Annotated in this window: 23 protein-coding genes; 14 read left to right on the plus strand and 9 right to left on the minus strand. The window is 69.9% G+C overall.

Going from position 1 to position 25,267, the window contains the following annotated elements; genetic code table 11:
• Window positions 1-3 precede the first annotated feature (3 nt).
• The 7 genes from gvpO to BJ992_RS15035 form a co-directional block, all read right to left on the minus strand.
• The gene (gene gvpO / locus BJ992_RS34280; protein ID WP_343072666.1) at window positions 4-468 is read right to left on the minus strand and encodes a gas vesicle protein GvpO; all 465 of its coding nucleotides are present in this window, start codon (window positions 466-468) and stop codon (window positions 4-6) included.
• 38 nt (window positions 469-506) lie between these two features.
• Window positions 507-728 (minus strand): gas vesicle protein GvpG, encoded by a 222-nt coding sequence (locus BJ992_RS15010; RefSeq protein WP_184981434.1) that lies wholly within the window; start codon window positions 726-728, stop codon window positions 507-509.
• 4 nt (window positions 729-732) lie between these two features.
• Window positions 733-1,527 carry a GvpL/GvpF family gas vesicle protein gene (locus tag BJ992_RS15015; RefSeq protein WP_184981436.1) on the minus strand — a complete coding sequence of 265 codons (795 nt, stop codon included), beginning with the start codon at window positions 1,525-1,527 and terminating at the stop codon, window positions 733-735.
• 11 nt (window positions 1,528-1,538) lie between these two features.
• Window positions 1,539-1,934 carry a gas vesicle protein GvpJ gene (gene gvpJ / locus BJ992_RS34545; RefSeq protein WP_184981438.1) on the minus strand — a complete coding sequence of 132 codons (396 nt, stop codon included), beginning with the start codon at window positions 1,932-1,934 and terminating at the stop codon, window positions 1,539-1,541.
• A gap of 31 nt (window positions 1,935-1,965) precedes the next feature.
• Window positions 1,966-3,141, minus strand: coding sequence for an SRPBCC family protein (locus tag BJ992_RS15025; protein ID WP_184981440.1), 1,176 nt, complete (start codon window positions 3,139-3,141; stop codon window positions 1,966-1,968).
• Window positions 3,142-3,146: 5 nt separating this feature from the next.
• Entirely contained in the window at window positions 3,147-3,950 is an 804-nt protein-coding gene (locus BJ992_RS15030) for a hypothetical protein (RefSeq protein ID WP_184981442.1), read from the minus strand.
• Window positions 3,951-4,125: 175 nt separating this feature from the next.
• The gene (locus BJ992_RS15035; RefSeq protein ID WP_184981443.1) at window positions 4,126-4,605 is read right to left on the minus strand and encodes a peptide deformylase; all 480 of its coding nucleotides are present in this window, start codon (window positions 4,603-4,605) and stop codon (window positions 4,126-4,128) included.
• A gap of 219 nt (window positions 4,606-4,824) precedes the next feature.
• Between BJ992_RS15035 and BJ992_RS15040 the strand changes: the two genes are divergently transcribed.
• From BJ992_RS15040 to BJ992_RS15060, 5 genes are all read left to right on the plus strand, one after another.
• Complete coding sequence (locus tag BJ992_RS15040) at window positions 4,825-6,189, plus strand: MFS transporter (RefSeq protein WP_184981445.1); 1,365 nt, start codon at window positions 4,825-4,827, stop codon at window positions 6,187-6,189.
• Window positions 6,190-6,448: 259 nt separating this feature from the next.
• Complete coding sequence (nirB, locus tag BJ992_RS15045; protein WP_343072981.1) at window positions 6,449-8,875, plus strand: nitrite reductase large subunit NirB; 2,427 nt, start codon at window positions 6,449-6,451, stop codon at window positions 8,873-8,875.
• Window positions 8,872-9,252 (plus strand): nitrite reductase small subunit NirD, encoded by a 381-nt coding sequence (nirD, locus tag BJ992_RS15050; RefSeq protein WP_184981449.1) that lies wholly within the window; start codon window positions 8,872-8,874, stop codon window positions 9,250-9,252. The genes nirB and nirD overlap by 4 nt, the downstream gene beginning before the upstream one ends.
• Window positions 9,249-10,418, plus strand: coding sequence for a uroporphyrinogen-III synthase (locus BJ992_RS15055; RefSeq protein ID WP_184981451.1), 1,170 nt, complete (start codon window positions 9,249-9,251; stop codon window positions 10,416-10,418). The genes nirD and BJ992_RS15055 overlap by 4 nt, the downstream gene beginning before the upstream one ends.
• Window positions 10,415-11,164, plus strand: a complete 750-nt coding sequence (locus BJ992_RS15060; protein ID WP_246496645.1) for a sirohydrochlorin chelatase — start codon at window positions 10,415-10,417, stop codon at window positions 11,162-11,164. The genes BJ992_RS15055 and BJ992_RS15060 overlap by 4 nt, the downstream gene beginning before the upstream one ends.
• Here the strand turns inward: BJ992_RS15060 and BJ992_RS15065 are convergent.
• Window positions 11,136-11,672: a hypothetical protein gene (locus BJ992_RS15065; RefSeq protein ID WP_246496646.1), complete on the minus strand. Its 537-nt coding sequence runs from the start codon at window positions 11,670-11,672 to the stop codon at window positions 11,136-11,138. The two genes, BJ992_RS15060 and BJ992_RS15065, sit on opposite strands and share 29 nt — an antisense overlap.
• Before the next feature lie 331 nt (window positions 11,673-12,003).
• Window positions 12,004-12,858, minus strand: coding sequence for a PAC2 family protein (locus tag BJ992_RS15070; RefSeq protein ID WP_184981455.1), 855 nt, complete (start codon window positions 12,856-12,858; stop codon window positions 12,004-12,006).
• Window positions 12,859-13,105: 247 nt separating this feature from the next.
• Between BJ992_RS15070 and metH the strand changes: the two genes are divergently transcribed.
• The 9 genes from metH to BJ992_RS15115 all read left to right on the plus strand — a co-directional run bounded on the left by metH (window position 13,106) and on the right by BJ992_RS15115 (window position 25,265).
• A complete protein-coding gene (gene metH, locus BJ992_RS15075) occupies window positions 13,106-16,651 on the plus strand; it encodes a methionine synthase (protein WP_184981457.1) in 3,546 nt (1,181 codons plus the stop codon).
• 47 nt (window positions 16,652-16,698) lie between these two features.
• Window positions 16,699-17,346, plus strand: a complete 648-nt coding sequence (locus BJ992_RS15080; protein ID WP_184981459.1) for an HAD-IA family hydrolase — start codon at window positions 16,699-16,701, stop codon at window positions 17,344-17,346.
• 173 nt (window positions 17,347-17,519) lie between these two features.
• Window positions 17,520-18,026 (plus strand): cellulose synthase, encoded by a 507-nt coding sequence (locus tag BJ992_RS15085; RefSeq protein ID WP_184988126.1) that lies wholly within the window; start codon window positions 17,520-17,522, stop codon window positions 18,024-18,026.
• A gap of 437 nt (window positions 18,027-18,463) precedes the next feature.
• Window positions 18,464-19,456 (plus strand): ABC transporter permease, encoded by a 993-nt coding sequence (locus BJ992_RS15090; protein WP_184981462.1) that lies wholly within the window; start codon window positions 18,464-18,466, stop codon window positions 19,454-19,456.
• A 61-nt stretch (window positions 19,457-19,517) separates the two neighbouring features.
• Window positions 19,518-21,296, plus strand: coding sequence for an ABC transporter substrate-binding protein (locus BJ992_RS15095; protein ID WP_184981464.1), 1,779 nt, complete (start codon window positions 19,518-19,520; stop codon window positions 21,294-21,296).
• A 95-nt stretch (window positions 21,297-21,391) separates the two neighbouring features.
• On the plus strand, window positions 21,392-22,411 hold the full coding sequence (locus BJ992_RS15100) for an ABC transporter permease subunit (RefSeq protein ID WP_184981466.1): 1,020 nt from the start codon (window positions 21,392-21,394) through the stop codon (window positions 22,409-22,411).
• Window positions 22,408-23,433 (plus strand): oligopeptide/dipeptide ABC transporter ATP-binding protein, encoded by a 1,026-nt coding sequence (locus tag BJ992_RS15105; RefSeq protein ID WP_184981468.1) that lies wholly within the window; start codon window positions 22,408-22,410, stop codon window positions 23,431-23,433. Before BJ992_RS15100 ends, BJ992_RS15105 begins: the two co-directional genes overlap by 4 nt.
• Window positions 23,430-24,494: a dipeptide ABC transporter ATP-binding protein gene (locus BJ992_RS15110; RefSeq protein ID WP_184981470.1), complete on the plus strand. Its 1,065-nt coding sequence runs from the start codon at window positions 23,430-23,432 to the stop codon at window positions 24,492-24,494. The genes BJ992_RS15105 and BJ992_RS15110 overlap by 4 nt, the downstream gene beginning before the upstream one ends.
• 147 nt (window positions 24,495-24,641) lie before the next feature.
• Window positions 24,642-25,265 (plus strand): Uma2 family endonuclease, encoded by a 624-nt coding sequence (locus tag BJ992_RS15115; RefSeq protein ID WP_184981472.1) that lies wholly within the window; start codon window positions 24,642-24,644, stop codon window positions 25,263-25,265.
• Window positions 25,266-25,267 lie beyond the last annotated feature (2 nt).

The raw sequence follows: 25,267 nt of genomic DNA on the forward strand, positions 1-25,267 counted from the left end.
CGCCTACCCCCTGCCCTGGACACCGGGGCGGCCCGCGTCACCCTTGGCACGCTTGTACGTGCGGGCCCTGCTGTACGCCACCATCTCGCCGTGCCGGTCCAGTTCCACCACGTAGATCGCCAGCGTGTCGCCGGAGGACGGGACGCGGCGGTCCTCGACCACCTCGACCTCCACCGTCCAGCCGTCCGCCGACGGCCGCACCATGACGACCGCCTCGATCGGCCGGTCCACCAGCGGCGCGATCCGGTCCCGCGCCACCTGTCCCACGGTCGACGCGGTCAGGCCGGGGCCCGGCTCCGGCTCCTCGTCGTACACGACGTCGTCCAGGGAGTCGTCGGCGTAATCGTCCACGGCGTCGTCCAGGGAGTCGTCGTACTCGAGGTCCTCGCCGCCGGGTCCGTCGTCGTGGCGGGTTCCGCCGGCGGCCCCACGGCCGGGCCACCGGCCGGGATGCCGACTGGACTGCACGGTCCCACCTCCTCCGACCGGCCGTGCCGGTCGTGGCGTCACGTGATCATCTGCTGCAGGATCTCCTCGGTCGCACGGGCCGCGTCCTCGTCGGTGATCAGCCCGGCGGCCCTGGCCTCCTCCACCTCCTCCAGCCGGCGACGCACCGCCGCCGGGTCGCGCGTCTGCCGGTCCACCTGCTCCTGGATCATCTCGGCGAGCCGGATCAGCCCCTTGACCGGCGCGAGCGGCGCGCCGAGCAGCGTCGTCAGCAGCCCCATGACCTCAGCCCGGTCCCGGCACGAAGTCGTACGCCGCCTGCGGGCCGAGCAGCCGCAGCGTGATCCGGCCCTCCCACTGGTCCGCGCACTCCTCCAGCGCGTCCTCGAAGTCCTCGCGCCGCGCGGTCTCCACCAGCACGGCGAGGTGCGCGGCGTCCTCCTCGTGCGTCGGCTCGCGCACCATGATCGCCACGGCGTGCGGGGCCAGGGCCTCGGCGAGCGCACGGCTGTCGGCGTCACGCTTGGCCTCGATCGCCTGGTTGATGATCTCGCCGAGCCGGATGCGCGCGTCCCACGTCGCCTCCTCGGGCAGGCCCCTGATCTGGTCGCGCAGCGCGGCGGCCTCGGGCTCCTCCCGCAGCACCTCACCGAGGACGGCACCCTCGACGTACCGGCCCTTCACCACGAACTGCGCGCGGCCCTCCAGCTCCTGGAGCGCGGCGCGGAACTCGTCGTGATGCGGCGCGAGCAGTTCCTCGGCCACCGCCTCGGGGCTCTCCATGACCGCGCCGAACCGCATCGGCAGCACCGGCACCTCGGCGGCGACGTCGTCGAGCAGACTCTGGTGCGCCATCAGGTCCTGCGGACGGCCGAGCGGCCGGTCCGGGTGCAGCTCGCTGACCAGCGCGGCGATCTCACCGTGCCGTACCAGCGCGGTACGGCCCGGCGGGTCCCCCACGCCGCGGTCCTCAGGCGTCAGCTCGACGTCCGCCGGCAGGACCCCGTACAGGTACGTCGCGGTGGCCTGCGGGCTTTCCTGCGGCCGGGCCTCCTCGGAGGCGTGCGCCGGATGTGCCATGTCGCCCCCTCTCACCCGCGCCTGCGCCGCGGCGCGGGCTCCTCTGCGGTCTCGCCGATGAAGTCGCGCAGCTTGTCACCCGCCGCTTCGAGCGCACCCTGCGCGATCCCCTTGGTCTTGGACTTCGCCACCCCCTGCGTCATGTCCTGCATGACCTCGGGCAGGCCTTTGGAGTCCGCCGCCAGGTCGAGGCGGTTCACCGCCTGCGCGAACCGCAGGTAGGTGTCCACGCTCGCCACGACCACCCTGGCGTTGATGGTGAGCAGTTCGATGCCGACCAGTGCGACGCTGACGTAGGCGTCGATGACGAGGCCCTTGTCGAGGATCGTGTCGATCACGTCGGCCAGCGAACCGCCGCCGGAGGGCCGCGCCGCGCCTCCTCCGGCGGACGGCTGCATGATGGTCATCTCCCACTCCTCTCTCCGGCCGCCGTGGCGGTCATCGCCGCCGCGGGCCGCGCGCCGGGGGCTCACGCCTGGTCCCGCGCCGCGGTTCGGCGGGCTCCTCGTAGTTCTCGGCTTCCTCGTAGTACTCGGGCTCCTCGGCCTCTTCGGGCTCCTCGGGTACGGCGCGGCGTCCCCGGCCGCGCGGCCGGCGCTCCTCGCCTTCCTCGCGCCGGCCCCCGCGTCCCCGGCGTCCGGCGGGTTCCCCGGTCTCCTCGGTCTCTTCGGGCTCCTCGCCTTCCTCCGGCTCCTCGGGCTCCTCGCCTTCGAACTCCTCGCCCTCCTCCGGCTCCTGCTCGCCGCGTTCTGCCCGCTCCTCGGCCTCGCGGTCCTCGCGTTCCTGTTCCTCGCGTTCCTTCGCCTCACGTTCCTCGCGTACGGCGGTCTCGTGGTCCTTGACCACCTCGCCCTCGTGGATGACGCCGCGCCAGCCCTCGATGTCGTCGGGGTGCTGGAGCGCGTCGTTCATGACCTGCCGCCGGAAGTGCTTGAACTCCAGGCGGGCCCGCCGGCCCTGGGCCCGCCAGATACCGCCGGTCTTCTCCATGAAGCCCTTGGGGGTCCACACCATCGACACCAGGACCCGGGTCATCTGCGGAGCGAGCTCGTGGAAGGTGACCGACCCGTCGGCGGAGCCCTTGGCCCCCTGCGAGTTCCAGATGATCTTCTCGTCGGGTGACTGCTCCTGGATGGTGGCCTGCCAGGTGCGCCGGGACCAGAAGACCTTCGCCTGGAAGGTGATCTTCTCGTCGGACTCCTGGACGACCTTCTCGACCTTCTTCATGAAGGACGGCCAGTCCGCGAACTGCGTCCACTGGTTGTAGACCAGGCTCACCGGAGCGCCGATGTCCTGCGATTCGATGATGTTGTAGAACTTGAACTTGCCGGTCTCTCCCTTGCCTCCGAGACCGAACTTCCGCTTCAGGCCACCCCACGCCGTCTGCGCGAAGGCCTTGAGCTTGCCGGTCTTGCCGCTGGACCCGGTGACGGCGCCGACCAGTCCCTGGACGTCGCCGCCTCCCTGCACGTAGTCGGTGAGACGGGTGGTCGTCTTCTGCACCCGGTCCCCGAACTTCGACAAGGCGTACCGTCCCGCGCTCTTGGCGAGGCTCAGCGCCGCTCCCTTGATCGGGCTGCCGGCGACCTTGGACGCACCTTCGCGTGCCGCCATCCGCGTCACCCCTTCGTTCTGCGGACCGGACGCGACCGCCGCTCGGACGGGTCCTCGTCCCGGACGACACGGCGCCGCGCGGGCCGCTCCTCACCCGGTTCCTCGTCGCGGTCCTCCTGCGGCTCGGCGGGCCTGCGCGACCGGCGCGCCTCCGGCCCGCCACGCTCCCGCGGACGCTCCGCACGGCGCGGCGGCTCCCGTTCCTCCTCGTAGCCGCCGTTCTCGTACTCGTCGTACTCGTCGGCCTCGAACTCGTCCTCGTACGGCTCTGGCTCCTCCTCGCGTGGCGGCCGGAGCCGGGCCTTCCCCGCGCGGAAACCGCCGAGCGCGCGTTCCCGCAGCCCTCCGCCGGCCCTGGCGGCGCCGGTCGTGGCGCCACCCGCCGTACGCGCGGCGCCTCCGGCGGCCCGCGTCGCGCCGCCTGCGGCGCCACCCGCCGCACCGGTCGCCGTCCCAGCAGTCGTCCCCACGGCCTCCTCCACGCCGGCGGCGACGTTGGCGGCGTGCGCCAGCGCGTCGGCCCGTTCCTGCAGGCGCGTGCTGAGGGTGCTGACCTGTTTGCCGGCCGCCGCCTTCGCGGCGGCCTTGCCGGCCTCGAACAGGTCTCCCCGCACACTGTCCACGATCTTCTGGAGCTCTTCTGAGGAGCCGACCAGCTTCATCCCCTGCTGCAGCAGGTTGCCGCCGAGCCCGCCGAGCCGTCCGGTGGCGCCGGCCACCGCGAGCGCGACGGCGAGCTTGAACCTGCGGTTGCGGCCGAGGATGTACCCGATGACAAGGGCCAGGCCGGCCGTTAGTCCGCTTTTCACGATTGCCTCCTTCGCCGGCGTCGCGCGCGAGGCGGCTCTGGCCGCTCCGGAAGCGCGGCTCGGCCCTCGCCCCGTGTGGGGCCGCCAGGGGCACGGTCGTCCGTCAGTTCACGATTGCCGTACCCGGCAATAACCCGACAGAACGCTCATTGCCGGAAAAATGAGACAGGTGGTCTCACGGTAGCTCGGACAGGAAGCGCTCCCGCTCGTCGTCGGGAAGCCTGTCGCTGAACAACACGCCGTCCAGATGGTCGGCCTCGTGCTGCAGCACCCGGGCGAGCATGCCGAGGGCACGCACCGTGACCGGCTTGCCGAACATGTCGCGGCCCTTGGCCACCGCCGAGTAGGAACGCTCCAGTGGCCACCACAGGCCCGGCGCCGACAGGCACGCCTCGTCGGCCACGACGGTGCGTCCCGAGGGCTCGACGCGTGGGTTGACCAGGTGGCCGGACCTGCCCTCCACGTCGAAGACCAGCACCCGTAGCGGCACCCCGATCTGCGGCGCCGCGAGGCCCGCTCGTCCGGCCCCGGCGCGTGTGGTGGCCTGCAGGGACTTGACCAGCTCGCGCAACGAGCGGTCGAAGTCCTTCACGGGCTGGGCCACCGTGCGCAGCACGGGGTCGGTGTACAGCCGGATCGGCTGGACGCTGGGCATGCACGCTCCTGGGGTCGGCGGCGGGGTGCTCTCGCGAAGGCGTTCCCGATCTCCCGTGCAGGCAATCTTGTTAATTCCATGTTGCGTTCGTGATGCCTGTGCATGACACGTTTCTCCGGTGCGGCCAACGTAACGCTTATATCTAACAGCCGTCGATTATCTGTGTGATGCCGTCTATACCGTCGTTCCGGTGTTGACCAGGCCACAGCAGGAGGAAGCATGACGGCCACCGAGGCCCCGGAGGCGGCGCCGCAGAAAGGGCGCTGGATCACCGACTGGAATCCGGACGATCCGGACTTCTGGCAAAAGAGCGGTAAACGCGTCGCACGGCGGAACCTGGCTTTCTCCATCCTCGCCGAACACCTCGGCTTCAGCCTGTGGACCGTATGGAGCATCGTCACCGTCAAACTCGGCTCCTACGAGTTCACCACCGACCAGCTCTTCTGGCTGGTCTCGCTCCCCAACCTCATCGGCTCGGCCCTGCGGCTGCCGTACACCTTCGCCCCCGCGCGCTTCGGCGGCAGGAACTGGACGGTGGTCAGCGCGCTGCTGCTGCTGATCCCCGCGATCCTGCTCGCCGTCGCCGTCTCCAGCCCCGGCACGCCGTACTGGATGTTCCTGCTGATCGCGGCCACCGCCGGCGTCGGCGGCGGCAACTTCGCCTCCAGCATGGCCAACATCACCTACTTCTACCCCGAGCGCGAGCAGGGCTGGGCCCTCGGCCTGAACGCGGCGGGAGGCAACATCGGCGTCAGCTCGGTGCAGTTGCTGATGCCGCTGGTCATCACCGGGTTCGGGCTCGCGGCGGCGGGGTTGTTCTGGGTGCCGCTGGTCCTGGTCGCCGCGGTCGGGGCCTACCTGTGCATGGACAACCTGACCTCGGCCAAGGCCCACCCGCGCGAACTGTTCAAGATCACCGGCCGTGCGCAGACCTGGATCATGTCGTTCCTGTACATCGGCACGTTCGGCTCGTTCATCGGCTACAGCACCGCGTTCCCGCTGCTCATCAAGAGCCAGTTCCCCGCGTACAGCTCCATGATCACCTGGGCCTTCCTCGGCGCGCTCGTCGGCTCGCTGTCGCGGCCGTTCGGCGGCCGGCTGTCGGACCGCCTCGGCGGCGCGCGGGTCACGCTGTGGACGTTCGCCGCGATGGGAGGCGCCGTCGCGCTCGCCGCCGTCGGGCTCGCCGCCGGCGCCTTCCCGTTGTTCTTCTGCTCCTACCTGCTCCTGGTCGCGCTGGCCGGCGTGGGGAACGGCTCGACGTACCGCATGATCCCCGCGATCTTCAAGGCCAAGGCCGTGGAGCGCCTCGCCCCGAGCGACGCCGAAGGGCTCGCCGCCGCCGCGGCCGTCGGCCGCAGGGACAGCTCGGCCGCCATCGGGTTCATCTCCGCGATCGGCGCGTTCGGCGGCTTCTTCATCAACCGCGGCTTCGGCACCTCGATCGCCGCGACCGGCGGCGCCGGCGCCGCGATGGCGGCGTTCGCCACCTTCTACGTGATCTGCATCGCGCTCACGTGGTTCTGCTACCTGCGCACGGTCGGCGTCCGGATGGCGCCGAGCCTCGCGGGAGCCGGCGTCTAGGCACGCCGCACGAGACCCCGGCGGACCCGGGGAGAGCCGTGTCCGGCCCGCTGTGCGCGCATCCCCCTCACCGGCGAGGAGACGCGAAGTGCGCACAGCGGCCGGACGCCGCTGTGAGCGCCGTTAGTGGCTTGTAGCACAGAGGTAACAGGAGGGACCCAACGGTGAAACGGCCCGAAAGCACCATCGACTGCATGCTGCTCACTTCCCCCGCCGGCGTCTGTGATGTCGCCGGACCCCAGCAGGTGGAGGCGTGGACGTGAGGATCGTCGTCATCGGGTACGGTCCGGCCGCGCACCGCCTGGCCGAGACCCTCGCCGCGCGAGGCGCCGGAGACCAGGTCACCGTGATGGGTGAGGAGCCGCGCGTCGCCTACGACCGCGTGGCCCTCACGTCGTACCTGTCGGCCGAGCCCGAGGCCGGCGCCGCCGCGCTGACCTACCCCGTGCCGGCCGGTGTGACCGTGCGCACCGGGGACCGGGTGACCGCGATCGACCGCGCGCGCCACGAGGTGGTCACCGCCTCGGGCCACGCCGAGCCGTACGACGTGCTGGTGCTCGCCACCGGGTCGTCGCCGTTCGTGCCGCCGGTGCGCGGCAAGGAGCACGGCTTCGTCTACCGCACCCTTGAGGACCTCGACGCCATCCGCGCGGCGGCGAGCACCGCGACCAGCGGCGTCGTGGTCGGCGGCGGGCTGCTTGGCCTGGAGGCCGCCGACGCGCTGCGCGGGCTCGGCCTCACCACCCACGTGGTCGAGATGGCCCCGCGCCTGATGCCCCGCCAGGTCGACGAGGGCGGCGGCGCCGTGCTGCGCGGCCACGTCGAGCGCCTCGGCCTCGTCGTGCACACCGGCACCGGGCTCGACCACGTCGAGGCGGACCGCGTGGTGCTCGCCGACGGCACCGTCATCGAGGCCGGCGTGGTGGTGTTCTCCGCCGGTGTGCGGCCCCGCGACGAGCTGGCCCGCCAGTGCGGCCTGGCGGTCGGCGAGCGTGGCGGCATCGTGGTCGACGAGGGCATGCGCACCTCCGACCCCGCGATCTACGCGATCGGCGAGTGCGCGCTGGCAGGCGGCGTCGTCTACGGTCTGGTGGGCCCGTGTTTCACCATGGCCGAGGTGGCCGCCGACCGCATACTCGGCGGCACGGCACGCTTCACCGGCGCCGACCAGTCGGCCAAGCTCAAGCTGCTCGGCGTGGACGTCGCGAGCTTCGGTGAGCTGTCCGGCGCGCTCGACGTGACGTTCATGGACCCGGTCGGCGGCGTCTACAAGAAGCTCTTCGTCAGCGACGACGCGCGCACCCTGCTCGGCGGCATCTGCGTCGGCGACGCCGAGCCGTACGCCATGCTGCGTCCCATGGTGGGCCGCGAGCTGCCGGCCTCCGCCAGTGAGCTGCTGTTCGCCGGCGTCGCCGGGTCCTCGGTGCTGCCGCCGGACGACGCGGCGGTCTGCTCCTGCAACAACATCACCCGCGGCGAGATCCGCACCGCCATCGCCGAGCACGGCATCTGCGACGTGGCCGGCGTGAAGAAGTGCACCCGCGCCGGCACCACCTGCGGGAGCTGCGTCCCGGCGATCGCGGCCATCCTCGCGGCCGAAGGCGTCGTGCAGAGCAAGGCGCTGTGCGAGCACTTCGACCACAGCCGTCCGGAGTTGTTCGACATCGTGCGCCTGCGCGGCATCACGACGTTCACGCGGCTGATCACCGAACACGGCCGTGGCCGCGGCTGCGACATCTGCAAGCCGGTCGTCGCCTCCATCCTCGCGTCACTGAACAACGGTCACGTCCTGTCCGGCGAACGGGCCTCGCTGCAGGACACCAACGACCGTTTCCTCGCCAACCTGCAGAAGAACGGCACGTACTCGGTGGTGCCGCGCATCCCGGGCGGCGAGATCACCCCCGAGAAGCTCATCGTCATCGGCGAGGTCGCGCGCGACTTCGGCCTCTACACCAAGATCACCGGCGGTCAGCGCATCGACCTGTTCGGTGCCAGGGTGGAACAGCTCCCCGCCATCTGGAAGCGGCTGGTCGACGCCGGCTTCGAGTCGGGGCACGCCTACGGCAAGGCGCTGCGCACCGTGAAGTCCTGCGTCGGCTCCACCTGGTGCCGGTACGGCGTGCAGGACTCGGTCGGCATGGCCATCGCGCTGGAACTGCGGTACCGGGGGCTGCGCTCCCCGCACAAGCTCAAGGCCGCCGTGTCCGGCTGCGCGCGCGAGTGCGCCGAGGCCAGGAGCAAGGACTTCGGCGTCATCGCCACCGAGAACGGCTGGAACCTCTACGTCGGCGGCAACGGCGGCTTCTCACCGAAGCACGCGGGCCTGCTGGCGAGCGACCTGTCCGACGACGAACTGGTGCGCGTCATCGACCGGTTCCTCATGTTCTACATCCGCACCGCCGACCGGCTCCAGCGCACCGCCGCCTGGGTGGAGAACGTCGGCCTCGACTACGTGCGCGACGTCGTCGTCAACGACTCCCTCGGCGTCGCCGACGAGCTGGAGGCCGCCATGGAACGGCACGTGGCGACGTACTTCGACGAGTGGCGCGCCACCATCGAGGACCCCGAGAAGCTGCGGCGCTTCGTCAGCTTCGTCAACGCGCCGGGCACACCGGACCCCTCGATCAAGTTCGAGACCCAGCGCGACCAGATCAAGCCCGTATTCCTGGAGGTGACCCGGTCATGACGATCATCGAGCAGCACGCGCCTGCGGCGTATACGGCGCGGGACGAGGCGTCGCGCACATGGACGCCGGTGTGCGCCTACACCGATCTGGTCCCCGAGCTCGGCGTGGCCGCGCTGGTGGCGGGGGAGCAGGTCGCGGTGTTCCGCGCGTTCGACGGCCGGGTCTTCGCGGTCGGCAACCGCGACCCCTACAGCGGCGCCTGCGTGATGTCGCGCGGCATCGCCGGCACCCGGGGTGACGAGCCGTTCGTCGCCACCCCGATGCACAAGCAGGCCTTCTCACTGGTCACCGGGATCTGCCTGGACGATCCCGGTACGGCACTACCGACATATCCGACCCGCGTCACCGATGGCACCGTGGAGGTGAGCGTGGAATGACGGCCGCGCTTCTGGAGAATCCCTTGACATCACCTGAAACGGCGCCGGACGCCCTCGCGGGCTTCACCATAGGCGTGACGGCGACGCGCCGCCGCGAGGAGTTCGCCGCGCTGCTCGAACGCCGCGGCGCGCGGGTGGTGCGCGCCCCGGCGATCCGCCTGGTCCCCCTCGCCGAGGACACCCAGCTTCTCGCGGCCACCCGGCAGTGCCTCGTGGACCCGGTGGACGACGTCGTCGTCACCACCGGAGTCGGGTTCCGCGGCTGGATGGCCGCGGCCGAGGGATGGGGGCTGTCGGCCGACCTCGCGGGTCATCTCGCCGGGGCCCGCCTGCTCACCCGCGGCCCGAAGGCCCGCGGCGCCGTGCGCGCCGCGGGACTCACCGACCACTGGACACCGCTCAGCGAGTCCTGCGACGAGATCAAGCGATACCTGCTCGACCAGGACCTGCGCGGGCGCCGGGTCGTGGTCCAGCTGCACGGTGAGCCGCTCACCGGGTTCGTCACGGCGCTGCGCGCCGCGGGAGCCACGGTGATCGAGGTCCCGGTGTACCGCTGGCTGCCGTACCGTGACACCTCGCCGCTGCGCCGCCTCATCACGCAGGCCGTCTCGGGTTCGGTGGACGCGGTCGCCTTCACCAGCGCTCCGGCCGTGCTCGCGATGCTGAACGCCGCGCGCGCGGAAGGACTGGAGGACATCCTGCTCAACGCCTTCCGCGGGCCGGTGGTGGCGGCCTGCGTCGGGCCGGTGACCGCGGGGCCGCTCACCGCCAAGGGGGTGCCGGTCGTCCAGCCCGATCGTTCCCGCCTCGGCTCCCTCGCTCGCGCGCTCGCGCGGCACCTGCCCGAGCACAGCGTCACCCGCGTGACCGCCGGCACCCACGAGCTGGAGATCCGCGGCCACGCCGTCGCGGTCGACGGCGAGCTCAAGCCCCTGCCGCCGGCCCCCATGGCGGTGCTCAAGCGCCTCGCCGAGCGTCCCGGCCACGTCGTCGCGAGGTCCGAGCTGCGTGTCGTGCTGCCGGGAGGTCCCTCCAGGGACTCGGCCGAGCACGCCGTCGAGATGGCCATCACCCGCCTGCGCCGTGCGCTCGGCCCCGCCGGGATCGTGGAGACCGTCGTCAAGCGCGGCTACCGCCTGGCCACCCAGCGCGGGGAGGGCCGTTGAGGCCGTCACCCCGGGACACGGGGGACGGCACCCTGGTGCTGGCGGCGCACGGCACCCGCAGCGCCGCGGGGGAGGCGGCGCTCGCCGAGCTGACCACACGGGTGCGCAGGGCACGGCCCGGCCACCGCGTCGAACTCGGCTTCCTTGAGATCAGCTCACCCGCGCTGCCCGGTGTGCTCGCCGCGGCGCAGGGACCCGTCGTCGTGGTGCCTCTGCTGCTCGCGGGGGGCTACCACGTGCACATCGACCTGCCGACGGTGGTCGCGTCCACGCGGCCCGACGCGCTGATCGCCGGGCCGCTCGGCCCGCACCCGTTGCTCACGGCGGTGCTCGCGCGCAGGCTCGCCGCCGCGGGGCTGCGGCCCACCGACAGCGTGGTGCTCGGCGCCGCCGGGTCCTCCGACCCCGCCGCGCTCGCCGACGTCCGCGCCGCCGCCAGGCTGCTGTCGGTCCGCCTGGCGCGACCCGTGACCGCCGCGTTCGCCTCCGCCGGCAGCCCCTCGCTCACCGAGGTCGTCGACCGCCTGCGCCGTGGCCCCGCGCCGCGCGTCGCGGTCGCGTCCTACCTGCTGGCCCCCGGCCACTTCCACGACCGTGTCACCGACTGCGGCGCGGATCTGGTCACCCGGCCGCTCGGTGTCGAGGAGGAGATGGCCGCCTTGATCTGGCACAGGCACGACGAGGTCGCGTCCGGCGCCGCCGTCCGCGCGCCACGGCTCACGACAACGCGGGTGTCGTCGGTGTGACCGCCTCCAGGCGCAGCTCACGCACGATCTCCTGCGCGCTCTCGTCGCGGGACAGGCCGGAACCGGTGCCGATGAACATCTCGTAGTAGGCGTGCCGGAAGCACCCGGCGAGCAGCAGCCGCGCGCTGCTCTCCGGGTTGACGTCCGCCGCCACCCGGCCGAGCCGCCGCTCCTCCTCCAGGTACTGCGCGAGCGGAGCCACCTCGGACGCCGGACCGAGCCGGGTCTCACGCAGGGCCTCGCGGAAGCGCACCGTGATCGAGGGGGAGATGAACGCCGGCATCGCCGCCCCCTGCACGTCGGCGTAGTAGTCGATGCCGCCGCGCGCCACGGGCAGCAGGTTGTCGTTCACCCGGCCCTTCCCCGCGCGGTGCATGAGGCCGTCGAGGGTGCGCAGCCAGACCGGCAGGCGGTCCTGCAGCAACGCGAGGAACATCTCGATCGCCTGCGCCGGGGTGGTGCCGCGCAACTGCGGGTGGACGGTGGCGTCCCCGCCTTCCTGTTTCATGAGTAGGGCCATTTCTATGACGCGCTGTCGCGTCTCCTGTGCTCTGGTGTGCGGATCGGGATATGGAATCGCCATGGAAGTCCCAAAGTGCGCGGACACAAAAGGAGGGATGCGGCCTTTTGTACGGCACCCACCCCGTGTACGGGACCGTCGCCCCGTCGTCGCATGATTCGTCGCGCGTGTGGTGCCGCCCAGGTCGATGGTGCGGAACAGCGCAGCGGCCAATTATTACCGCAAAATGCGGGCTGCGCGCGCCGGATGACAAGAAGCGTGTGATTTGCGGCGTGTGCACCGATTTCTGAGGCGGCCCCGGACCGAGCCGGCCCTCGCGTCAGCCGTCGCTGTCGTGGTCCCGGCGCCGCAGGTACCGCTCGAACTCGGCCGCGATGGCGTCCCCGCTGGCCTCCGGCAGCTCGGCGGCGTCCTTGCGCTCCTCGAGCTCCCTGACGTACTCGGCCACCTCGGAGTCCTGCGCGGCCAGCTCGTCCACGCCGTGCTCCCAGGCACGCGCCTCGTCGGGCAGCTCGCCGAGCGGCATCGGGATGTCGAGAAGGTCCTCGATGCGGCGCAGCAGCGCCAGGGTGGCCTTGGGGTTCGGCGGCTGCGCGACATAGTGGGGCACCGAGGCCCACAGCGACACCGTCTTGGTGCCCGCCGCGCCGAGGGAGTGCTGGAGCACCCCGACGATGCCGGTGGGGCCCTCGTACCGCGTCATCTCGAGGTTGAGCGACCGGGCCAGGCCAGGGTCGCTCACCGTGCCGACGATCGGCACGGGACGGGTGTGCGGCGAGTCGTTGAGCAGTGCGCCGAGCAGCACGGCCGTCTCGACGCCGAGCTCCAGGCAGATGCCGACGATCTCCGAGCAGAACGTGCGCCACCGCATGTTGGGCTCGATGCCGCGCAGCAGCACGACATCCCGCTCGCTGCCCGGCGGACGGGCCACCATGAGCCGCGTGCTCGGCCACACGATGGACCGCGTCAGCCCGTCACCGAGCTCGACGATGGGCCGGGTCACCTGGAAGTCGTAGTAGTCCTCGGGGTCCAGTTCGACCAGCGGGGTGGCCTTCCACTCCGACTCAAGGTGCGCGAGAGCGCCACTCGACGCCTCACCCGCGTCGTTCCAGCCCTCGAACGCGGCGATGAGCACCGGGTCGACGAGCTCGGGAAGCCCTTCGAGCTCGATCACGCGCCGCCTCCTCCTAGCCTGGCCGAAGCCGCTCCGCAAGCACCGGAGCACCTTCTCGGCCGCCCGGTGGCGGCCTTGTGCCTAACTAAGACTATTCGTTGACACGCCTTCGGTGTCACGGAGAGGGAGAGCAGGTTGGCACCGCCGCCGCAGGAGTGCTCCCCTCCGCCGGCCGAGGCGCCGCCGCGTCCGGTGCGGGGAGGCCGGAATGAACGGCCGCACCGGTGCCGACGCTAGGCTGATGCGCATGAGCGAGCAGGAATCCCTCAGGGCGGCGTTGGGGCAGCGGGTTCTGGTGGCGGACGGCGCCATGGGGACGATGTTGCAGGGGTTTGACCCGTCTATGGCGGATTTCGAGGGATATGAGGGCTGCAACGAGATCCTGAACGTCTCGCGGCCCGACATCGTGGCGGGGGTGCATGACGCGTACCTCGCGGCGGGTGCTGACCTGGTGGAGACCAATACGTTCGGTGCGAACTGGGCGGCGTTGGGGGAGTACGAGATCAGTGAGCGCATCCGTGAGCTGTCGCTGGCGGGTGCGCGGATCGCGCGGGAGCGTGCTGATCATTGGTCGCGGGAGTCGGGTCGTCAGCGGTATGTGCTCGGGTCGATGGGGCCGGGGACGAAGTTGCCGAGTCTGGGGCACACGACCATGGGTGTGCTGCGTGAGGGCTATCGGCTGAACGCCGAAGGGCTGGTCGAGGGTGGCGCCGACGGGCTGATCGTGGAGACCTGCCAGGACCTGCTGCAGGCCAAGGCGGCGGTGCTCGGGGCCAAGGACGCGATCGCCGCGTCCGGTCGTGACGTGGTCCTCATCGTGCAGGTGACGATCGAGACCAACGGTGCGATGTTGCTGGGGTCGGAGATCGGTGCGGCGCTCGGGGTGATCGAGCCGCTGGGTGCCGATGTGATCGGGCTGAACTGTGCGACGGGTCCGGCGGAGATGAGCGAGCACCTGCGGTATCTGGCGCGGCACTGCGACGTGGCGATCTCCTGCATGCCGAACGCTGGTCTCCCCGAGTTGACCTCCGACGGCGCGCGGTACCCCCTCGGCCCGGAGGAACTGGCGGCGGCCCAGGCCGGCTTCGTCGAGCAGTTCGGTGTGGGGCTGGTCGGCGGGTGCTGCGGCACCACGCCGGAGCACATCGGTGCGGTGGCGCGTGCGGTGGCCGAGCGGCGGCCGAAGGTGCGGCGGGTGGTGTCGGTTCCCGGTGCGGCGTCGTTGTATGCGCATGTGCCGTTCTCGCAGGACGCGTCGTATCTGGCGATCGGGGAGCGGACCAACGCCAACGGGTCGAGGGTGTTCCGGGAGGCGATGCTGGCCGGCCGGTGGGAGGAGTGTGTGGAGATCGCCAGGTCGCAGGTGCGTGAGGGTGCGCATCTGCTGGATGTGTGTGTGGATTATGTCGGCCGGGACGGGGTGGCCGATATGCGGGAGCTGGCGTTTCGTTTGGCGACGGCGTCGACGTTGCCGTTGATGCTGGACTCCACCGAGCCGGCGGTTCTGGCGGCGGGGCTGGAGATGCTGGGGGGTCGTGCGGTGGTGAACTCGGTGAACTTCGAGGACGGTGACGGGCCGGAGTCGCGGTTCACCAAGGTCATGGGTTTGGTGCGGGAGCATGGTGCGGCGGTGGTGGCGCTGACCATCGACGAGCGGGGTCAGGCCCGGGACGCCGACTGGAAGGTTCAGGTCGCCGGGAGGTTGATCGAGCGGCTGACCGGGGAGTGGGGGATGGATGTGGGGGACATCCTGATCGATTGCCTGACGTTCCCGATCGCGACCGGGCAGGAGGAGACCCGTGGGGACGGTGCGGCGACGATCGAGGCGATCGCGCGGGTGAAGTCGGCGTATCCGGGGGTGCGGACCACACTCGGGGTCTCGAATGTGTCGTTCGGGTTGAATCCGGCGGCGCGGGTGGTGTTGAACTCGGTGTTCCTGCACGAGTGTGTCAAAGCCGGTTTGGATTCGGCGATCGTGTCGCCGGCGAAGATCGTGCCGGTGGCGCAGATCCCTGAGGAGCAGCATCGGGTGGCGTTGGATCTGGTGTATGACCGGCGGCGGGAGGGCTATGATCCGCTGGCGCGGTTCATGGAGATCTTCGAGGGTGTGGATGCGGCGCAGTTGCGGGCCGGTCGCGCGGCCAGGCTCGCCGGTCTGGGGTTGTGGGAGCGGTTGCAGGCCCGGATCGTGGAGGGGGAGCGTAAGGGTCTGGAGCAGGACCTGGATGAGGCGCTGGGGGTGCGGCCGGCGTTGGAGATCATCAATGAGGTTTTGCTGGAGGGGATGAAGACGGTCGGGGAGTTGTTCGGGTCGGGGCAGATGCAGTTGCCGTTTGTGTTGGCGTCGGCGGAGGTGATGAAGGCGGCGGTGGGGTATCTGGAGCCGCATATGCCGAAGGTGGGTGCGGGGGATCAGTCCAAGGGGCGGATCGTTTTGGCGACGGTGAAGGGGGATGTGCACGATATCGGGAAGAACCTGGTGGACATCATTTTGTCGAACAACGGGTTCGATGTGGTGAATCTGGGGATCAAGCAGCCGGTGTCGGCGATCTTGGAGGCGGCTCAGGAGCATCAGGCCGATGTGATCGGGATGTCGGGGCTTTTGGTGAAGTCGACGGTGATCATGCGGGAGAACCTGGAGGAGATCACCGCACGCGGCCTGGCCGATCACTATCCGGTGCTGCTGGGGGGTGCGGCGCTCACGCGTGCGTATGTGGAGCAGGATCTGGCGGGGATGTTCCCCGGGCAGGTGCGGTACGCGCGGGACGCGTTCGAGGGGTTGCGGTTGATGGAGGGCCTGGTCGCGGTGAAACGCGGCGCCGCCCCCGAGCAGGTGCTGCCGCCGCTGCGGACCCGCCGGGTGAGTGGTGGGGCCACGCTGGTGCGCACCGAGCCCGAGGCGATGCCGGCCCGCTCCGACGTCGCGCTCGACGTCCCGGTGCCGGTGGCGCCGTTCTTCGGGAGCCGGGTCGTCAAGGGGGTGCCGCTGGCCGACTACGCGGCGTTCTTGGACGAGCGGGCCACGTTCATGGGGCAGTGGGGTCTCAAACCCTCCCGCGGGGCCGGCGGGCCGGGGTATGAGGACCTGGTCGAGACCGAGGGCCGGCCCCGGTTGCGGATGTGGCTGGACCGGTTGCACACCGACAACCTGCTCCAGGCCGCCGTGGTGTACGGCTACTATCCCTGCCAGTCCGACGGCGACGACCTGATCATCCTCGACCCCGACACCGTCGACCCCGCACTCCTGCCGGCCCCCGGCCGTCCGGGACAGGCCTCGGGGAACGGCGAGCTCGCGGGCCGTGAGCTGGTGCGGTTCTCCTTCCCGCGCCAGCGTCGTGACCGTCACCTGTGCCTGGCCGACTTCCACCGGCCCGTCTCCTCCGGCCAGGTCGACGTCGTCGCGTTCCAGATCGTCACCATGGGCCACAAGATCGCCGAAGCCACCGGGGAACTGTTCGCCAAGGACGCCTACCGCGACTACCTCGAACTGCACGGCCTGTCGGTCCAGCTCACCGAGGCCCTCGCCGAGTACTGGCACGCACGCGTCCGCGCCGAACTCGCCATCGGCGGCGACGAATCCCTCGCCGACATGCTCAAAGTCAACATCACCGGCTGCCGCTACTCCTTCGGCTACCCCGCCTGCCCCAACCTCGAGGACCAGACACAACTGTTCACCCTGCTCGACCCCGCACGCATCGGCGTCGAACTGTCGGCCGAGTACCAGCTCCACCCCGAGCAGTCCACCTCGGCCCTCATCACCCACCACCCCGAAGCCAAGTACTTTAACGTCTGACGCTAACGTTGCCCCGGTCATCCGGCGGCGTCCCAGGAGATCTTGTGGTGGAAGCGGTTCTGTTCGACATGGACGGTCTCCTCGTCGACACAGAGAAGTACTGGTTCCAGGTCGAGACCGACGTGATGGCGCGCCTCGGCCACGGCTGGACGGTGGAGGACCAGGAACGCCTGGTCGGCGGCTCGATGCCGGCCACCGTGGCGTACATGCTGCGCGTCAGCGGGTCGTCCCACCACCCCGCCGACGTCGAACGCTGGATGCTCGAAGGGCTGTTCACCCTCCTGGAGGCCGGCGTGGAGACGATGCCCGGCGCGCAGGAGCTCCTCACCGAGGTCCGCGCCGCCGGCGTCCCGACGGCCCTGGTGACGTCGTCGAGCCGGCCCGTGGCGGACGCGGTCCTCGCCACGGTGGGCCGCCACAACTTCGACGTCGTGGTCACCGGTGACGACGTGACCCGTTTCAAGCCCGACCCCGAGCCGTACCTCCTCGCGGCCCGGCTCCTCGGCGCGGACCCGCGTTCCTGCGCGGCGCTGGAGGACTCACCCAACGGCGTTGCCGCCGCGACCGCCGCGAGCTGCTCGGTGGTGGCGGTGCCGAGCGTGGTCCCCATCCCGGCGGCCCCTCGTCGTCTCGTCGTCGAATCCCTCAAGCAGGTCGGCCTCACCACGTTGCGCGACCTCGTCACCGGCCTCTGAGCCGGCACCCCGGCCCCGTCGCGTCCCCGTCGCGTCCCACTGCGTCCCCGCCAAGCCGGCGGGGGTCGTTGTTCCCCTAGGGGACGGCCCATCCTTCAGGAGGAGAAGCACGGCGCGAAGCGCGTGCCAGGATGGAAGGGCAGGGACGCGCCGATGATGAGGGGTTCGTGGCTATGACCTTCGACCAGATCGCCTGGCTGCCGTTGTGCGCGGGGCTGACGGCGGCAGGGGTGGTGCTCAGTTTCCTGCTCATGCGCAGGCGTGGCGCGGGTGCGGGTCTGCGGGGGCTCGCGTGGTCGCTCGTCCCGCTCGCGGCATACCTGACGGGGGCACTGCCGGCGATCTGGAAGATGGGTACGGCGGTGGCGGGCTTCGTCACGGGACTGGTGTTCTCACCGATGGTGTGGGCCGGCATCGGGGTCGCGGCCCTGTCGGCGGTGCTCTTCCTCGTCTCCGGCGTCCTGCGCCGCCGCGGCCGGGCCGCGCGGCCCGCGAGGTCCGAGCGGACCGCCTCGGCCCCCGCGGCGGCGGGCTCCACGGCGGCCGGCTCCGCTCACGGTTCCCCGAACGCACCCACCAAGCCGAACCCCCGGCCGCTGCCGTCTCGCCGGAGCACCCCGGCCGCCGACGACGACCTGGGGGACATCGAGGAGATCCTCAAGCGCCGCGGCATCACCTGAGGTCCCCCGTCTGCGCGATGTGAGGTTGCGGTTCGGTAACGGACGTTTGGCGGGAATCGGCGTCCATTTGGCGGGGAAACGCGGGAAAGGGCACGGCGATCGGTCCGGTGGCCCGGCGGCAGGGGAGTGGTTGGAGCGGGAGATGCCGTCCGGGAACGACGGCGGGGACGGCATTTCAGGGACGTGTCACGGTTCCGGTACAGAACCGGGAACCGGTCGGGACAAACCATTCAAGATCGATACGAATGAATTTCGCGTGAATCACAGTTGAGCCACATAGCGTGCTCAGGTACTGGTCAGTGCAGCTCAGCACATAGATTCTGCCTCCGGGGGCCGTAACGCGGCCACCGCGCCAGCATTGGCCGGCGCACGCCCGCTACCCGGCCGGGCGGCGCGCCGTGCGAACCACGTCGTCTGGGATCCAGGGGGCCGACACCATGACCGCACCGCTCGACGTCTCCGGCTCGGACGCGACGGCCGCGCCTGACGCCGTGGTGGAGGGCTCCCCCGCGAAGGCGATCCAGGGCCGGTCACTCGGCCAGATCGCCTGGCTCCGCCTGAAACGCGACAAGGTCGCCCTCGTCGGCGCCGGAGTCGTCATCTTCCTCATCCTCGTCGCGGTGTTCGCTCCGTGGATCGTCAGCCTGATCGGCCACCCGCCGAACGACTTCAACCAGGACCTCATCAGCTCCGAGACCCTCGCCCCCAAGGACGGCACCGGCATCAGCGGTGAGCACCTGTTCGGCGTCGAGCCGGTCAACGGACGCGACATCTTCAGCCGGGTGGTCTACGGGGCCCGCATCTCCCTGCTCATCGCCTTTCTCGCCACGTTGCTGTCGGTCGCCATCGGCACCGTGCTCGGCGTCGTCGCCGGGTACTTCGGCGGCTGGGTCGACTCGGTGATCAGCAAGACGATGGACGTCTTCCTCGCGTTCCCGATCCTGGTGTTCGCCATCGCCCTCGCCGGTGTCGTGCCGGACGACGCCTTCGGCCTCTCCGGTGACGCGCTGCGGGTGTCGCTGCTCGTCTTCATCATCGGCTTCTTCAACTGGCCGTACATCGGCCGCATCATGCGGGGCCAGACCCTGTCGCTGCGCGAGCGCGAGTTCGTGGACGCCGCACGCAGCCTCGGCGCGCGCGGGCCGTACATCATCTTCCGCGAGATGCTGCCGAACCTCGTGGCGCCGATGCTGGTCTACGCGACCCTGCTGATCCCGACGAACATCCTGTTCGAGGCGGCGCTGTCGTTCCTCGGCGTGGGTGTGCGGCCCCCCACGGCGACGTGGGGCGGCATGATATCGGAGGCGGTGCGGTTCTACTCGATCCCGCACTTCATGTTCTTCCCCGGCATGGCGATCTTCATCACCGTGCTGGCCTTCAACCTCTTCGGCGACGGTCTCCGAGACGCTCTCGACCCGAGGGCCCGTTGAACCGCTTTCCCGTCCTCGTTCCGTTCCCTGGCTCCGACAACCGACAACAAGGGGTTGCTCAATGAAGAGAAAGTCCACCCTGGGGGTGACCGCCCTCGGTGCGGTTCTCGCCCTGGGGCTGTCCGCCTGCGGTGGCGGCGGCACGCCGGCGACGAGTCAGTCCGGCTCGGCGGCCCCGGACGGGGGAGGTGCCAAGCCGGAGTTCAACGCGGCGCTCACCCAGGTGTTCAACCCGTCCGACAAGAAGGGCGGCATCCTCAAGTTCGCCAACGCCGGTGACTGGGACTCCCTGGACCCGGCCGACACCTACTACGGCTACTCCTGGGACTTCGTCCGCCTCTACGGCCGCTCCCTTGTGATGTTCAAGCCGGCCCCCGGCAAGGACAGCAGCCAGCTCATCCCCGACCTCGCCGAGAGCCTCGGCGAGCCGAGCGACGACGCCAAGACCTGGACGTACAAGATCCGCGAGGGCGTCAAGTTCGAGGACGGCACCCCGATCACGTCCAAGGACGTCAAGTACGGCGTGCTGCGTTCGCTGGACAAGGAGGTGTTCCCCGACGGGTACACCTACTTCAACGACACCCTCGACCTCCCCAAGGGCTACAAGGGCCCCTACAAGTCCAAGGGTGTCAACACCGACAGCGCGATCGAGACCCCCGACGACCGCACGATCGTCTTCCACCTGAAGCAGGCCTACAGCGGCTTCGACTACTTCGCGCAGCTCCCCGCGACGATCCCGGTGCCCGAGGCCAAGGACACCGGCGCCAAGTACCAGGAGCACATCATCTCCTCGGGGCCGTACAAGTTCGACAAGAACGAGATCGGCAAGGGCTTCAACCTCGTGCGCAACGAGAACTGGGACCCGGCGACCGACCCCAACCGCAAGGCCCTGCCGGACGGTTACGAGGTCACCGTCAACGTCAACGCCGACGACATCGACAACCGTCTGCTGTCGGGTGACCTGCACGTCGACATCGCGGGCACCGGCGCGCAGCCGGCCACCCTCGGCCGGGTGCTGACCGACCCGACGCTGAAGGCCGGCACCGACAACCCGACCATCACCCGGCTCTGGTACACCTCGGTGAACGGCAACGTCGCGCCGCTCGACAACATCGACTGCCGCAAGGCCGTGCAGTACGCCGCGGACAAGGTCGCCTACCAGACCGCGTACGGCGGCGAATTCTCCGGCGGCCAGATCGCGACCAGCCTTCTTCCCCCGGGCATCCCCGGCCACAAGGACATCAACCCCTACCCGAGCGGCTCCGACGGCCACGGCGACCCCGCCAAGGCCAAGGAGCACCTGACCGCCTGCGGCCAGCCGAACGGCTTCGAGACCAACATCGCCTACCGGGCCGAGCGTCCCAAGGAGAAGGCGGCCGCCGAGGCGCTGCAGCAGGCCCTCGGCAAGGTCGGCATCAAGCTCACGCTGAAGCCGTTCCCGCAGGCCGACTACTTCGCGCTGTACGCCGGTAAGCCGGGCTACGCCAAGGACAACAAGCTGGGCCTGGTCGTCAACGGCTGGGGTGCCGACTGGCCCGACGGCTACGGCTTCCTGCAGCAGATCGTCGACAGCCGGGTCATCCGTGACACCGGTGGCTCGTCCAACGTCAGCGTCCGCATCCCCGACGTCAACAAGCTCCTCGACCAGGCGTCGCTGGAGACCGACACCGCCAAGCGTGAGGAGATCTGGGGCCAGATCGACCAGATGGTCATGGACAACGCGTTCGTGCTGCCGGGTCTGTGGGCCAAGAGCCTGCTCATCCGCGGCAAGGGTGTCACCAACGTCTACTACAGTGACGCGTTCGGCATGTACGACTACCTCAACATGGGCCTCGAGTAACACCGGCGGTCCATGCCCTACCTGACAGATCCGTCTAAGAGCGTGAACACGGCAGGGGGCCGGCCCACAGGCCGGCCCCCGGAGCCGGGGGGACTGTGGTCACTTACATCATCCGCCGCCTGGTCTGGGCGGTCGCCATGCTCGCCATCGTGAGCATGATCACGTTCGGCATCTTCTTCCTGGTGCCGAGGCTGGCGGGTGCCACCTCCGAGAGCCTCGCGGCGCGGTACGTCGGCCGTACGGCGGGTGTCGAGGAAGTCAAGATCGCCGCGGAGCGGCTCGGCTTCAACGACCCGCTGATCGTGCAGTACGGCCGGTTCGCCAAGGGCATCTTCGTCGGCGCCGAGTACGACTACGGTCCCGCGAGCGAGTACTGCCCGGCCCCCTGTCTCGGCTACTCCTTCATCAGCCAGCTCCCGGTCTGGCCGGACCTCGTGAACCGGCTGCCGGTCACGTTCTCGCTCGCTCTCGGCGCGGCGGTCATCTGGCTCATCGCCGGCGTCGCGACCGGAGTGCTGTCGGCGTTGCGAAGAGGCAGCGTCTTCGACCGCGCGGCGATGACGGTGGCCCTCGCCGGCGTGTCACTCCCCATCTTCTTCACCGGCATCGTCTCGCTCGTCGTGTTCAGCTACGGCCGGCCGTTCGCCGTCACCGCGCCTGGCGGCACCTACACCCCGTTCGTCAGCAATCCGGCGCTGTGGGCCTACGGCATGATCCTGCCCTGGATCACGCTGGCCTTCCTGTATGCGGCCGGGTACGCGCGGCTCACCCGGTCCGGCATGCTGGAGACGATGAACGAGGACTACATACGCACCGCACGGGCCAAGGGCCTCAAGGAACGCGTGGTCGTCACCAAACACGGCCTGCGTGGCGCGCTCACCCCCATCGTGACGATCTTCGGCCTCGACGTGGGCCTGCTGATGGGTGGCGCGGTGCTCACCGAGAGCACGTTCTCACTGCCGGGCCTCGGCAAGTACGCCATCGACGCGATCACCAACCAGGACCTCCCCAAGGTCATCGGCGTCACGCTGCTCACCGCGTTCTTCGTGGTCCTCGCCAACCTCGTCGTGGACCTGCTGTACGCCGTGGTCGACCCGAGAGTGAGGCTCGCGTGAGCTTTCTTGAGCTGAAGGACCTGCGCGTCCACTTCCCGACCGACGACGGCCTGGTCAAGTCCGTGGACGGCCTGTCGTTCTCCCTGGAGCGCGGCCGCACGCTCGGCATCGTCGGCGAGTCGGGTTCCGGCAAGAGCGTGACGAGTCTCGGCATCCTCGGCCTGCACAAGGGCGGCCGCGCGAAGATCTCCGGGGAGATCTGGCTGGACGGCGAGGAGCTGGTCTCCGCGAGCGCCGAGCACGTGCGCACCCTGCGCGGCAAGAAGATGGCGATGATCTTCCAGGATCCGCTGTCGGCCATGCACCCCTACTACACCGTCGGCGCGCAGATCATCGAGGCGTACCGCATCCACAACAAGGTCACCAAGGCGGTCGCCCGCAAGCACGCCGTCGACATGCTCGGCCGTGTCGGCATCCCCCAGCCCGAGCGCCGGGTCGACAGCTACCCGCACGAGTTCTCCGGCGGCATGCGCCAGCGCGCGATGATCGCCATGGCGCTGTCCTGCGACCCCGAGCTGCTGATCGCCGACGAGCCCACCACGGCGCTCGACGTGACCGTGCAGGCCCAGATCCTCGACCTGATGCGCGACCTGCAGCAGGAGTTCGACTCCGCGCTGATCATCATCACGCACGACCTCGGCGTGGTGGCCGAGCTCTCCGACGACATCCTCGTGATGTACGGCGGCAAGTGCATCGAGTACGGCACCGCCGAGGACATCTTCGAGCGGCCGGAGCACCCCTACACCTGGGGCCTGCTCGGCTCGATGCCGCGGCTGGACCGCGATCGCGGCGACCGCCTCATCCCCATCAAGGGCACCCCGCCTTCCTTGATCAACATTCCTTCCGGCTGCGCGTTCCACCCTCGCTGCGTCTACGAGGACCGCACCGCCGGCGCCGCGCGCACCGACGTCCCCGAGCTGCTGGAGACCGAAGGCGGGCACCTGGTGCGCTGCCACCTGCCGGTCGAGGAGCGCCGCGCCATCTGGGAGAACGAGATCAAGCCGAACCTGGAGTCCGTGTGAGCGCGCCTGAGCCCCTGCTGTCCGTCCAGGGCCTGGAGAAGCACTTCCCCGTCACCAAGGGCCTGTTCAAGCGCCAGGTCGGCGCCGTGCGCGCCGTCGACGGGCTGGACTTCGACGTGGTGAAAGGCGAGACCCTGGGCCTGGTCGGCGAGTCCGGCTGCGGCAAGACCACCACCGGCCGCCTGATCACCCGCCTCCTGGAACCCACCGGCGGCAAGATCGTCTTCGAGGGCACCGACATCTCGCACATGTCCCAAGGCGGCCTCCGGCCCCTTCGCCGTGACATGCAGATGATCTTCCAGGACCCCTACAGCTCGCTCAACCCCCGCCACACCGTCGGCGCCATCGTCGGCGCGCCTTTCCGCATCCAGGGTGTCAAGACCGAACACGGCACCAAGAAGGCCGTCCAGGACATCCTCGAACTGGTGGGCCTCAACCCCGAGCACTACAACCGCTACCCCCACGAGTTCTCCGGCGGCCAGCGCCAGCGCATCGGCATCGCGCGCACCCTGGCCCTGAAGCCCAAGCTCATCATCGCCGACGAACCGGTCTCGGCCCTCGACGTCTCCATCCAGGCCCAGGTCGTCAACCTCCTGGAAGACATCCAGAACGAACTGGACCTCACCTACGTCGTCATCGCGCACGACCTCTCGGTGGTCCGCCACATCAGCGACCGCGTCGCCGTCATGTACCTCGGCAAGATCGTGGAGATCGCCGACAGCAAGAGCCTCTACACCTCCCCCATGCACCCCTACACCAACGCTCTGCTCTCCGCCGTCCCCATCCCCGACGTCAGACGCCGCACCGAACGCACCCGCATCCGCCTCCAAGGCGACGTCCCGAGCCCCCTGAACCCACCCCCCGCCTGCCGCTTCCACACCCGCTGCTGGAAAGCCCAGGACATCTGCAAACAGGTGGAACCCCCCCTGTCCGAACTCGCCACCGGCCACCAGGTCGCCTGCCACTTCCCGGAGAACGCACGCGCCACGCAGGACACGCACCCCCAGGACGTGGTCTCCCAGGACGCGGTCCCCGCCGAGCCCGGCCCGGCCGCGGACTAGTTCCTACCTGGCTGAAGTCGGCTTTTCCTCCGGACCGGATCCGTCGTTTCCCCGCGCACGGACTTGGCCATTCCATAGAGTGTCCAGGTGATTACTTTTGGCGGAAGCGGACGCATCGGCGTGAGAGGCGGTTGCTAGGGTATGGCCATGCCCGAACGCCTGCCCCCAGATCCTCCAGAGGACGAGGAGTCCTCAGAGGACGCGTGGTACCGCGGGATTCCGGACCAGATCACTGCGAAGGACTACGAAGATCTGCCGGAGGACTTCTGCCGCACGATCGAGGTGATCGACGGTCATGTCGTCAAGTGCGAGAGCGCTTCGGTTGTGCACAACCGCGTGGCGAGGCGGCTGGCCACGACGTTGGAGCAGGCCCGGAAGCCGGAGCCGTGCCTGGTGGTCGAGACCGACATCGACGTCCGGATCGCCGACGTTCCGCTCAACCTACGGCGACCCGATGTCACGGTGTTCCGCTGTCTGCCCAAGGACAGCCGCCTGTGCGCGAGGGATGCCGTACTCGTCGTCGAGATCGTCTCACTGGAGAGTTCCTTCCGCACGGACACCGTCGAAAAGAAGGCCGAGTACGCGGCGGCGGGCATTCCCACCTACCTGATCGTCTTCCTCGACCAGGCCGGTGACGAGGTGGAACTGATCGAGGAGTACCGCCTGGCGGGACGTGGCAGATACGACCTGGTCGGCCAGCACACCAAGCGCCTCTCCCTCGACGCACCCATTTCCGTCGACGTGCTGTTCGACGTGCTCACCGCACCCTGAGG

Origin of the sequence: Sphaerisporangium rubeum (assembly GCF_014207705.1) — a bacterium.
GTDB classification, from domain to species: Bacteria; Actinomycetota; Actinomycetes; order Streptosporangiales; family Streptosporangiaceae; genus Sphaerisporangium; species Sphaerisporangium rubeum.